Annotated in this window: 8 protein-coding genes; 5 read left to right on the forward strand and 3 right to left on the reverse strand. The window is 38.5% G+C overall.

From position 1 onward, the window contains the following. Complete coding sequence (locus HMPREF2628_RS09635; RefSeq protein ID WP_070843022.1) at nucleotides 1–1,995, reverse strand: DUF1430 domain-containing protein; 1,995 nt, start codon at nucleotides 1,993–1,995, stop codon at nucleotides 1–3. Between the two features lie 444 nt (nucleotides 1,996–2,439). Here HMPREF2628_RS09635 and HMPREF2628_RS09640 point away from each other — a divergent pair, with 444 nt between their 5' ends. Together HMPREF2628_RS09640 and HMPREF2628_RS09645 are read left to right on the forward strand one after the other, a co-directional pair. Continuing rightward, entirely contained in the window at nucleotides 2,440–3,198 is a 759-nt protein-coding gene (locus tag HMPREF2628_RS09640; protein ID WP_050390238.1) for an ABC transporter ATP-binding protein, read from the forward strand. 1 nt (nucleotide 3,199) lies between these two features. Continuing rightward, nucleotides 3,200–5,188 carry an ABC transporter permease gene (locus HMPREF2628_RS09645; protein WP_070843023.1) on the forward strand — a complete coding sequence of 663 codons (1,989 nt, stop codon included), beginning with the start codon at nucleotides 3,200–3,202 and terminating at the stop codon, nucleotides 5,186–5,188. Between the two features lie 41 nt (nucleotides 5,189–5,229). On the opposite strand, the gene HMPREF2628_RS09650 is transcribed toward HMPREF2628_RS09645, so the two are convergent. Further along, nucleotides 5,230–5,925 (reverse strand): VIT1/CCC1 transporter family protein, encoded by a 696-nt coding sequence (locus tag HMPREF2628_RS09650; RefSeq protein ID WP_033681722.1) that lies wholly within the window; start codon nucleotides 5,923–5,925, stop codon nucleotides 5,230–5,232. 230 nt (nucleotides 5,926–6,155) lie between these two features. Between HMPREF2628_RS09650 and HMPREF2628_RS09655 the strand changes: the two genes are divergently transcribed. From HMPREF2628_RS09655 to ftsY, 3 genes are read left to right on the forward strand one after another with little or no spacing between them, the layout of a single operon-like run. Continuing rightward, on the forward strand, nucleotides 6,156–6,947 hold the full coding sequence (locus HMPREF2628_RS09655; RefSeq protein WP_070843024.1) for a Cof-type HAD-IIB family hydrolase: 792 nt from the start codon (nucleotides 6,156–6,158) through the stop codon (nucleotides 6,945–6,947). Next, a complete protein-coding gene (locus HMPREF2628_RS09660; RefSeq protein ID WP_070843025.1) occupies nucleotides 6,947–7,765 on the forward strand; it encodes a Cof-type HAD-IIB family hydrolase in 819 nt (272 codons plus the stop codon). The genes HMPREF2628_RS09655 and HMPREF2628_RS09660 overlap by 1 nt, the downstream gene beginning before the upstream one ends. Nucleotides 7,766–7,768: 3 nt before the next feature. Then, nucleotides 7,769–9,043, forward strand: a complete 1,275-nt coding sequence (ftsY, locus tag HMPREF2628_RS09665; RefSeq protein ID WP_070843026.1) for a signal recognition particle-docking protein FtsY — start codon at nucleotides 7,769–7,771, stop codon at nucleotides 9,041–9,043. Nucleotides 9,044–9,087: 44 nt separating this feature from the next. Here ftsY and zwf read toward each other — a convergent pair whose 3' ends face one another. Further along, complete coding sequence (gene zwf / locus HMPREF2628_RS09670) at nucleotides 9,088–10,575, reverse strand: glucose-6-phosphate dehydrogenase (RefSeq protein ID WP_070843027.1); 1,488 nt, start codon at nucleotides 10,573–10,575, stop codon at nucleotides 9,088–9,090. Nucleotides 10,576–10,693: the final 118 nt, after the last annotated feature.

The raw sequence follows: 10,693 nt of genomic DNA on the forward strand, positions 1-10,693 counted from the left end.
CTATCCTCCTTTGATGATGCTAGCATAGGTTTTACTTTCCTTTCTATCACAGATTTTCAATAGAAGAACAGCTAAACCTGAAAAACTGAGAAATAAAATCAGGGTAATCCAGATATTCTTAGAAATAATGAAAGCTAGACTACTTCCGACAAAGAGAGCTATTATTTGAGACGTGATATATCTACTGTATAATTCAAAGAAATAATAGCCTGCTATTTTCTTCAAGAATATGATTTTGCGAAAGGCTTCAAAATAGAGTAGGTTTAAACTTGTAAACAGCAAAATTGAAGTCAAAATAGCAAATATAGCACTCGCTAAATTACTATAAATTTCGATTTTAATTTTTTGATTTAACTGGAGGTAGGTCTCTCTAGCAAAGGATAATCCTGAAATCATAGGATCAAGTTGATAGTACTTCAAAAGTTCTTGTGTTTGCTGTAAATCGGTAAAATAGAGATATTCTAGATTCGTAAACCAAAATATAGAAGAATCTTTTCCAAGTGCCTTAGGAGAAACTACGATAAAAATAGGGGTTGACAACCATTGATCATAAGAAATATGGGTAGTATTATAAATGAATACATCTTTTTTTTGATCAGTATAAGTTATACTAACTTCGACTCTATGCTTTGTATCACTACTGTATAATCGATTAGTTAAATCTTCTTGTATGTTTTGTTTTATTTGTTCCTCATTTTTCTTTTGTTCTTGAGGTAGTATTACAAGAACCTGTCCATCTTTTAGATTATTGATTTTTTTAAAGGTTTCTGATGTAAACTCTATACCTTCTTTTTTGAAGTAGTCAGGTGTTACATAGAGAATATTTTTCCCTTCCAAGTCATAGGGATTTTGTTCAGAATCATTATGACTTGAAAGAGAATGTTTTATAGCTTGAATAGCGAGATTATGTTTGACTAGAAAGGCATTTCCATTTTCTAAAGAATATTGAATAAAGTCAAACCATTTATTAGCATTCATTTTGAGTTCATCTATATTTTTTCTTTGACTTGAACGACCTGTTTGAAGATTAACAATATTGGAGTGTTGTTTCCAAGTAGCTTGTCCAGCCTCATTTTTCATAAATATATGATGATCAATGGACAAGCGCCCAAATCCTACAATAACTAATAAGATAGACAGAGCTTGACCAAAGTAAAGAATACGTAAAATTGACTTAATTGGTAATTTTCCTTTAATGATAGAGAGAAGATGAACTCTTTTCAAAGAAATAGTAAAAAGAAAAGCGATGAGAAGACTTAGCAAGAGAAGCAGGCTATTATAAAAAATAAATAGTATTACTAAAAAAGTCTGAATTTCATAAGGATAGCCTAGGTAAATTACTAAAACACTAGCTATTAGGAAAGCAGGCAAGCCGAAAAGAAGGATATCAAGTCCGTCTCTTATGACAGAACGAAAGAAGAGATTTCTGAGACGTTCTCCATTAATCAGTCTTATTCCTGATTGAGAGAGAGATTGAATCTGTCCGATAACAATAAGTGATAAAAAGGTTAATAAAAAAATGAAAAGACTAGTAAGTTGATTGGGTTGGGCAATGAGGGTCAATACGAAGGAGACTCTATTATTTTCAAATGTATTAACTTTTTCTAGTCCAAGTTGTTTAAGGTGAATAGCTAATTCTTGATTTGTTAGCGAGCCACTGATAATATTGTAATTGTTGAGAAGATTACTTTTATTGATACTTTCTTGACTTGCTTGAGGCATCCAGTCTGGAAGTTTCCCATCTCCAAAAACTTCGTAGTAAGTTTGTGATTTTCCATCACTATCTACTTCCCAAATGGTTCTTGCGATAAGACTATTATGTTCTTTAGCAAGACTATTTAATTTTTCCTTAACGGTAGAATAATCTGCTTGCCCGCTTAATACTGCTGCACCTGGGAACAGGATTTGTGGAAGAGAGTCTTTCCAAAAGGACAAAGCACCAATCAGAAAGAGTGTCAGAAGAAGATTGCTGATGAAGAGAAATATACGTTTCATAGGAACCTCTTTCTAAAAAAGAGGGAGCTCAACCTCCCTCTTCATTGCAGTTATGCGAATTATAGCTTACTACTTTTTAAAATAAGCACTAAAAAACTAAAGTTTTACAAGGTGTCGAAGAAAACCCTTTCATAATTTTATTTTACTCTTTTTTTAAAAATAAAACAAGTGATGATAGGACTTCGTATAGTAGATATTTTCAAAAAATTCTCCAATCTTACAAAAATGTAAGATTAAAGTCTCTTTTGTAAGGTTAGGTTATGGCAAGCGGTCTTTTTTTGATGTAAACTAGACTCATAAAGAACAAAGGAGTAACATCATGAAACAAATCTTACAGAAGAAAACAAGAAAACCAAGCCACAAAGATATCGAGCGCGTTCAGCTGGGATGCGCTATGATGCAAGCGACATTTCATTTGATGGGATATTAAGAAAGGAGATTCTCATGACACTTTTAGATGTAAAACACGTTCAAAAAATTTATAAAACTCGTTTTCAGGGCAACCAAGTAGAGGCCCTCAAGGATATTCACTTTACCGTAGAAAAGGGCGACTACGTTGCTATCATGGGTGAGTCCGGTTCTGGTAAATCAACTCTTCTCAATATTCTAGCTATGCTGGATAAACCAAGTCGTGGGCAGGTTTACTTGAATGGAACTGACACTGCAACTATTAAAAATTCACAGGCTTCTAGCTTCCGTCGTGAAAAGCTGGGCTTTGTCTTCCAAGACTTTAACTTGCTAGACACTCTCTCTGTAAAAGATAATATCTTGCTTCCCCTTGTCTTGTCAAGAAGACCCATTACGGAGATGATGAAGAAATTGGTGGTGACAGCTGAGAATCTGGGAATTAACCAATTGCAAGAGAAGTACCCTTACGAAATTTCAGGTGGTCAGAAACAGCGTGTAGCAGTAGCTCGTGCCATCATCACAGAACCTGAAATTCTCCTTGCTGATGAGCCAACAGGAGCCCTTGATTCCAAGTCCTCTGCAGCCTTACTTGATGTCTTTGATGAAATCAATGAGCGCGGCCAAACCATTCTTATGGTAACCCACTCAACAGCAGCAGCTAGCAGAGCTAAACGTGTACTCTTTATCAAAGACGGCATTCTTTACAACCAAATCTACCGTGGAGATAAGACAGAACGTCAGATGTTCCAAGAAATCTCTGATACCTTGACTGTCATGGCAAGCGAGGTGAATTAGTATGTTTCGATTAACCAATAAGTTAGCGGTATCGAACTTGATTAAAAACCGCAAACTCTACTATCCTTTTGCGCTGGCTGTTCTCTTGGCAGTCACTGTCACCTATCTCTTTTACTCTCTAACCTTCAATCCCAAGATTGCTGAAATCCGTGGAGGAACAACCATTCAGGCTACACTTGGATTTGGTATGTTTGTCGTCACCCTTGCGTCAGCCATTATCGTCCTCTATGCCAATAGTTTTGTCATGAAGAACCGTTCCAAGGAACTAGGAATTTATGGCATGTTGGGCTTGGAGAAGCGTCATCTTATCAGTATGACCTTTAAGGAGTTAGTGGTATTTGGGATTCTAACTGTTGGAGCGGGTATCGGTATTGGAGCCTTGTTTGATAAGTTAATTTTCGCTTTCTTGCTCAAACTGATGAAATTGAAGGTTGAGCTGGTCGCTACCTTCCAAATGAATGTTGTTATTGCAGTACTTGTTGTCTTTGGATTGATTTTCCTAGGCCTCATGTTCCTGAATGCCCTTCGAATCGCCCGTATGAATGCCCTCCAGCTCTCGCGTGAGAAAGCAAGCGGAGAGAAAAGAGGTCGTTTCCTTCCTCTTCAAACTATTCTTGGTTCTATTAGCTTAGGAATTGGATATTATCTTTCCCTTACCGTAAAAGATCCCCTTACAGCCCTAACAACCTTCTTTCTAGCTGTTTTGCTGGTTATATTTGGTACTTATCTCTTGTTTAATGCAGGGATTACAGTCTTCCTACAAATCTTAAAGAAAAACAAGAAATACTATTACCAACCTAATAATCTCATCTCAGTGTCCAACTTGATTTTCCGTATGAAGAAAAATGCGGTTGGACTAGCAACCATCGCTATTTTGTCAACAATGGTTTTGGTAACCATGTCAGCAGCTACTAGTATTTTCAATGCCTCAGAATCCTTTAAAAAAGTGATGAATCCGCACGACTTTGGAATTACTGGACAAAATGTTGAAAAAGAAGATTTGGACAAACTCTTGAGCCAGTTTGCAAGTGACAAAGGTTATAGTGTCAAAGAGAAAGAAGTGCTTCGTTACAGTAACTTTGGTATTGCAAATCAAGAAGGAACCAAGTTAACCATTTTTGAAAGGGGACAAAATCGTGTTCAACCTAAAACAGTCTTCATGGTATTTGACCAAAAAGACTATGAAAATATGACTGGTCAGAAGCTTTCTCTATCAGGCAATGAGGTCGGCCTCTTCGCTAAGAATGATGGACTGAAAGGACAGAAAGCTCTAACTCTAAATAACCATCAATTTTCTGTAAAAGAAGAATTTAATACAGATTTTATTGTGAACCATGTCCCAAATCAGTTTAATATTTTTACTACTGATTACAATTACCTTGTTGTACCTGATTTACAAGCATTTTTAGACCAATTTCCAGATTCGGCTATCTATAATCAGCTTTACGGTGGTATAAATGTAAATATCAGTGAAGAAGAACAACTCAAAGTCGCTGAAGAATATGAAAAATACTTACAAAAGTTTAATGCTCAATTAAACACTGAAGGTAGCTATGTGTATGGAAGCAATCTAGCAGATGCTAGTGCTCAGATGAGTGCCCTCTTTGGTGGTGTCTTCTTTATCGGTATTTTCCTATCCATTATCTTTATGATCGGAACCGTTCTGGTCATCTACTACAAACAAATTTCTGAAGGCTATGAAGACCGTGAACGCTTTATTATCTTGCAGAAAGTTGGTTTAGATCAAAAGCAAATCAAGCAAACCATCAACAAACAGGTTTTAACTGTTTTCTTCCTTCCTTTGCTTTTTGCCTTCATACATCTCGCCTTTGCCTACCATATGCTTAGTCTGATTTTAAAAGTGATTGGTGTAATAGATACGAATATGATGTTGATTGTGACCTTGTCTATCTGCGCTATCTTCCTCATCGCCTATGTGCTGATTTTCATGATTACTTCAAGAAGTTATCGCAAGATTGTGCAAATGTAAAAAAGATACCTCGATTTTGAAATCGAGGTATTTCTTGTCTTCTAAATGCTGAAAAGTTGTCCGAGAAGGAAAGTAACTCCCATGGTCAAGAGGCCAATAGCGAGGTTCCGAATCATAGCTGTTTTGGTTGGGGCTTTTCCAAGTTTGGCACTAGTGTAACCAGTGAGAAGAAGGGCCACACCGACGATAAGGACAGTAGCAGGGATGCGGTATTCACTTGGGAAAATGGTAATTGAAAGCATGGGTGGTAAGCTACCAAGGAAAAAAGAAATAAAGCTAGAGATAGCAGCGTGCCAAGGATTGGTAAACTCTTCATACTCAATCCCATATTTTTCCTCTACCAAAGCCTTAAGCGGATTATTTAAAAAGGCTTTGTTGGTGAGAAGTTGGGCTGATGTTTCACACTCGCCATTTTGAATATAGGCAGCATAGAGGGACTTTTTAGCTAGTTCCATATCTTGATCTAGCAAGACTTGCTCACGCGCAACGGCTGCTTCCTCGGTATCTTTTTGAGTTGAAACGGATACATATTCTCCACCAGCCATTGAAAAGGCACCTGCCAAAATAGCTGCAAATCCTGATAAAAAGATAATCCAGATATTGCTTGTAGCACTGGCAACCCCGATAACCACACCAGCAATGGAAATAATTCCATCATTAGCACCAAGAACGCCCGCACGCAGGATATTTAAACGACCTGCAAAATTTGAATCGATTTCGTGATTTGTTTCTGACATATTATTCTCCTTTTTATCCAGTATAAAGGAAAGAGGTAATGAAATCAATCTTTTAAAAATATCTGAAAAAAGTTGCACGATTTTAATTTTATGAGCTTTTTTAAAAGATAGAAACAGCACTAGCTAGTAGAGAAGGATAAAAGAGAAGCAAAGCTGATAGACTAGTCCTTTTTCTTGTTATCTGTGGTATAATAGGAGGTAGATTTACTAATCGGAGTAAGAAAGATTTTATGATTAAACTAGTAGCAACGGATATGGACGGAACCTTCCTAGATGAGAATGGACGCTTTGATATGGACCGCCTCAAGTCTCTCTTAGCTTCCTACAAAGAAAAAGGGATTTACTTTGCGGTAGCTTCAGGGCGCGGATTTCTGTCTCTAGAAAAATTATTTGCTGATGTTCGTGATGACATTATTTTCATCGCGGAAAATGGCAGTTTGGTAGAATATCAAGGTCAGGACTTGTATGAAGCTACCATGTCTCGTGAGTTTTATTTGACGACTTTTGAAAAGCTGAAAACGTCACCTTATGTAGATATCAATAAACTGCTCTTGACGGGTAAGAAGGGTTCTTATGTGTTAGATACGGTTAATGCAACCTATTTGAAAGAGAGTCAGCACTATAATGAAAATATCCAAAAAGTAGCAAGTCTGGAAGATATTACAGATGACATTTTCAAATTTACAACCAACTTCACAGAAGAAACGCTAGAAGCTGGGGAAGCTTGGGTTAATGAAAATGTCCCTGGTGTTAAGGCCATGACAACTGGCTTTGAATCCATTGATATTGTTCTGGACTATGTCGATAAGGGAGTGGCCATTGTTGAATTAGCTAAAAAACTTGGTATCACAATGGATCAGGTTATGGGTTTTGGAGACAATCTTAATGACTTGCATATGATGCAGGTTGTGGGACATCCTGTAGCTCCTGAAAATGCACGACCAGAAATTTTAGAATTAGCAGAGACTGTGATTGGTCACCATAAGGACCAGTCGGTTATAGCTTATATGGAGGGTTTATAATGACAGATATAAAATTGATCGCATTGGACTTGGACGGGACCTTGCTGACTACTGATAAAAGGTTGACGGATCGTACCAAAGCAACCTTGAAAGCTGCGCGTGATCGTGGTATCAAGGTCGTATTGACCACTGGTCGTCCCTTAAAAGCTATGGATTTCTTTCTCCATGAGCTAGGGACTGACGGTCAGGAAGATGAGTATACGATTACCTTTAATGGTGGATTAGTTCAGAAAAATACAGGTGAAATCCTTGATAAGACAGTTTTTTCATATGATGATGTGGCACGCTTGTATGAGGAAACAGAGAAATTATCACTGCCTCTTGATGCTATCTCAGAAGGAACTGTTTATCAAATTCAATCCGACCAAGAAAGTCTTTATGCCAAATTCAATCCAGCTTTGACTTTTGTTCCAGTGGACTTTGCAGACTTATCTAGTCAAATGACTTATAATAAATGTGTGACTGCCTTTGCTCAAGAACCCTTGGATGCAGCTATTCAGAAGATTTCTCCAGAATTGTTTGACCAATATGAAATCTTTAAATCACGTGAAATGTTGCTAGAGTGGTCACCAAAGAATGTTCATAAAGCAACAGGTTTGGCAAAACTAATCAGCCATCTTGGAATCGACCAAAGCCAAGTTATGGCATGTGGTGATGAGGCTAATGACCTTTCTATGATTGAGTGGGCAGGGCTCGGTGTTGCCATGCAAAACGCTGTTCCTGAAGTCAAGGCAGTCGCAAATGTAGTGACGCCAATGACCAATGATGAAGAGGCTGTCGCCTGGGCTATCGAAGAATATGTGCTAAAGGAGAACTAAGATATGGGATTATTTGACCGTCTATTCGGAAAAAAAGAAGAACCTAAAATCGAAGAAGTTGTAAAAGAAGCTCTGGAAAATCTTGATTTGTCTGAAGATATAGAAGCTGAGGAAGTTTCTCAAGAAGTAGCAGAAGTTGAAAGTTCTGAAGAAGCTGTGCTCCAAGAAGAGGAAAATCAAGACACAGTTGAAGAAAGTCTGGATTCAGAGCCAACTGTAGAAGTTTCTCAAGAAGAAATAGAAGAATTTCCAAACTCAGAAGAAGTCACAGAGGAAGAGAATACTGAGCTCCAAGAGCCTGTAGAAGAAAATAGTTCTGAAGTGCTTGAACCAGAAAGGTCTCAGTTAGAAGAAACTGTTCAGGAAAAATATGACCGCAGTCTTAAGAAAACTCGTACAGGATTCGGTGCTCGCTTGAACGCCTTCTTTGCCAACTTCCGTTCTGTTGACGAAGAATTTTTCGAGGAACTAGAAGAATTGCTGATCATGAGTGACGTTGGTGTACAGGTCGCTTCTAACTTAACAGAGGAGTTACGCTACGAAGCCAAGCTTGAAAACGCCAAGAAACCTGATGCTCTTCGACGAGTTATTATTGAAAAATTGGTTGAGCTTTATGAAAAGGATGGCAACTACGATGAAAGCATCCACTTCCAAGATGGCTTGACAGTCATGCTCTTTGTTGGTGTTAATGGTGTTGGGAAAACAACTTCTATCGGGAAACTAGCTCACCGCTACAAACAAGCTGGTAAAAAGGTCATGCTGGTTGCGGCAGATACCTTCCGTGCAGGAGCAGTAGCCCAGCTTGCTGAATGGGGCCGTCGTGTTGACGTTCCAGTTGTGACTGGACCTGAAAAAGCTGACCCAGCCAGTGTGGTCTTTGATGGTATGGAACGTGCTGTAGCTGAAGGTATCGATATTCTCATGATTGATACTGCTGGTCGTCTGCAAAACAAGGACAACCTCATGGCTGAGTTGGAGAAGATTGGTCGTATCATCAAGCGTGTTGTTCCAGAGGCACCCCATGAAACCTTCTTGGCACTTGATGCATCAACAGGTCAAAATGCCCTGGTACAGGCCAAAGAATTTTCAAAAATCACTCCTTTAACAGGAATTGTCTTGACTAAGATTGATGGAACTGCCCGAGGTGGTGTGGTTCTAGCCATCCGTGAAGAACTCAATATTCCTGTAAAATTGATTGGTTTTGGTGAAAAAATTGATGATATTGGAGAGTTTAACTCAGAAAACTTTATGAAGGGTCTCTTGGAAGGCTTAATCTAATCAGAAGCAAAAATCCTGCAAGCTACAAACTTGCAGGAATTTTTTTATTCTAAGCGACCATCATGACGATAGGCGATGTCTGGTTGCCAAGTCCATTTGGCACCGAATTTTTCAAGTAAGTCAAAGCTTGCTTGTGGTCCCATGCTTCCAGCTTTATAGTCATGAAGTGGGGCACCATTTTCAGCCCAGAGCTCTTCGATACGGTCAATCAATTTCCATGACGCACCAACTTCATCCCAGTGGCTAAAGTTAGTTGAGTTGTTATTTAATACATCATAAATCAATTTCTCGTATGGTTCTGGAGAAGCACCAGTTGCGGTCGCGTCTGTACGGTAATCAAGTGAGTTAGGAGCCAAGTTGAACTCTTCTCCTACTTGCTTCCCATTTAGGCTAAGAGAGAAGCCTTCTGTTGGTTGAATATAGATGGTCAAAATGTTTGGAGCAAGTGGTTCTCCAAAGATAGAGTCCATTTGTTTAAAGACAATGTTGACATGAGTTCCTTTTTCAGTCAGACGTTTACCAGTACGGAAGAAGAAAGGAACACCACGGAAGCGATCACTGTCTACAAAGAAGGCACCAGATGCGAAAGTTTCAGTTGTTGATTCTGGATTAACATTTGGCTCGCTACGATAAGAAATGTATTTCATGCCATCAATCTTACCTGAACGGTATTGACCACGGATAAAGTGTTCTTTAAGCTCTTCATCAGTTGGATGATAGAGATTTTTAAAGACCTTAATCTTTTCAGCACGAATCTCGTCTTTTGTGAAGCTTGCTGGCTTATCCATGGCAAGGAGGGAAAGTAGTTGCAAAGTATGGTTTTGTACCATGTCGCGGAGGGCACCAGATTGGTCATAGTAGCCACCACGTTCTTCTACACCCAAGCGCTCCGCAAAGGTAATTTGAACATTATCGACAAAGTCCTTGTTCCACACATTTTCAAAAATCAAGTTTGCAAAGCGAACTGCAAAGATACTTTGGATCATTTCCTTACCAAGATAATGGTCGATACGGAAAATTTGTTCTTCGTCAAATGTTGCTAGGAGCTCGTCATTCAACTTGCTTGCAGTTGCGTAATCTGTACCAAATGGTTTTTCAACGATTAAGCGTTCAAAACCTTTACCGTCAACAATGTTTTCAGACTTGAGGTGTTTGGCAATAGTTCCAAAGAACTGAGGTGCCATAGACAAGAAGAAGAGCTTGTTGTGTTCAGCTTGGTACTTGTCATTTAGTTCAGTCTGCAATTGACGTAAAGCAATGTAGTGTTCTGTATCGTTGACATCATGACTTTGATAGTAGAAGTGGCTAGCGAATTCTTGAGCCTGTTCGGTACTATCTGCCAAATCAAGGATTGATTCGACTACTACAGATTCAAAATATTCCTTGCTCCAAGGACGACGTGCAGTTCCAATGACTGCAAAGTGCTCGGAAAGATTGCCGGATTTATATAATCTAAAAAGGGAAGGGTAGAGCTTGCGTTTAGCCAGGTCTCCACTCGCACCGAAAATTGTAACAATAACCTTAGATGACATCTAGCTACCTAATTTCTATTTTTATTCCTAGTCTTGCTAGGTATGAGGAAACCTCATTTCATAAACTTAATTCTAACATAATTTTCCGAAAAATCAAAAAATCCAATACGAGATAGAA

Source organism: Streptococcus sp. HMSC063B03, assembly GCF_001836965.1.
Classification (GTDB): domain Bacteria; phylum Bacillota; class Bacilli; order Lactobacillales; family Streptococcaceae; genus Streptococcus; species Streptococcus pneumoniae_F.

Excerpts from the sequence above, each read along its gene's own strand:
- HMPREF2628_RS09635 (WP_070843022.1), bottom strand. The coding sequence starts at position 1,995 with ATGAAACGTATATTTCTCTTCATCAGCAATCTTCTTCTGACACTCTTT.
- HMPREF2628_RS09640 (WP_050390238.1), top strand. The coding sequence starts at position 2,440 with ATGACACTTTTAGATGTAAAACACGTTCAAAAAATTTATAAAACTCGT.
- HMPREF2628_RS09645 (WP_070843023.1), top strand. The coding sequence starts at position 3,200 with ATGTTTCGATTAACCAATAAGTTAGCGGTATCGAACTTGATTAAAAAC.
- HMPREF2628_RS09650 (WP_033681722.1), bottom strand. The coding sequence starts at position 5,925 with ATGTCAGAAACAAATCACGAAATCGATTCAAATTTTGCAGGTCGTTTA.
- HMPREF2628_RS09655 (WP_070843024.1), top strand. The coding sequence starts at position 6,156 with ATGATTAAACTAGTAGCAACGGATATGGACGGAACCTTCCTAGATGAG.
- HMPREF2628_RS09660 (WP_070843025.1), top strand. The coding sequence starts at position 6,947 with ATGACAGATATAAAATTGATCGCATTGGACTTGGACGGGACCTTGCTG.
- ftsY (WP_070843026.1), top strand. The coding sequence starts at position 7,769 with ATGGGATTATTTGACCGTCTATTCGGAAAAAAAGAAGAACCTAAAATC.
- zwf (WP_070843027.1), bottom strand. The coding sequence starts at position 10,575 with ATGTCATCTAAGGTTATTGTTACAATTTTCGGTGCGAGTGGAGACCTG.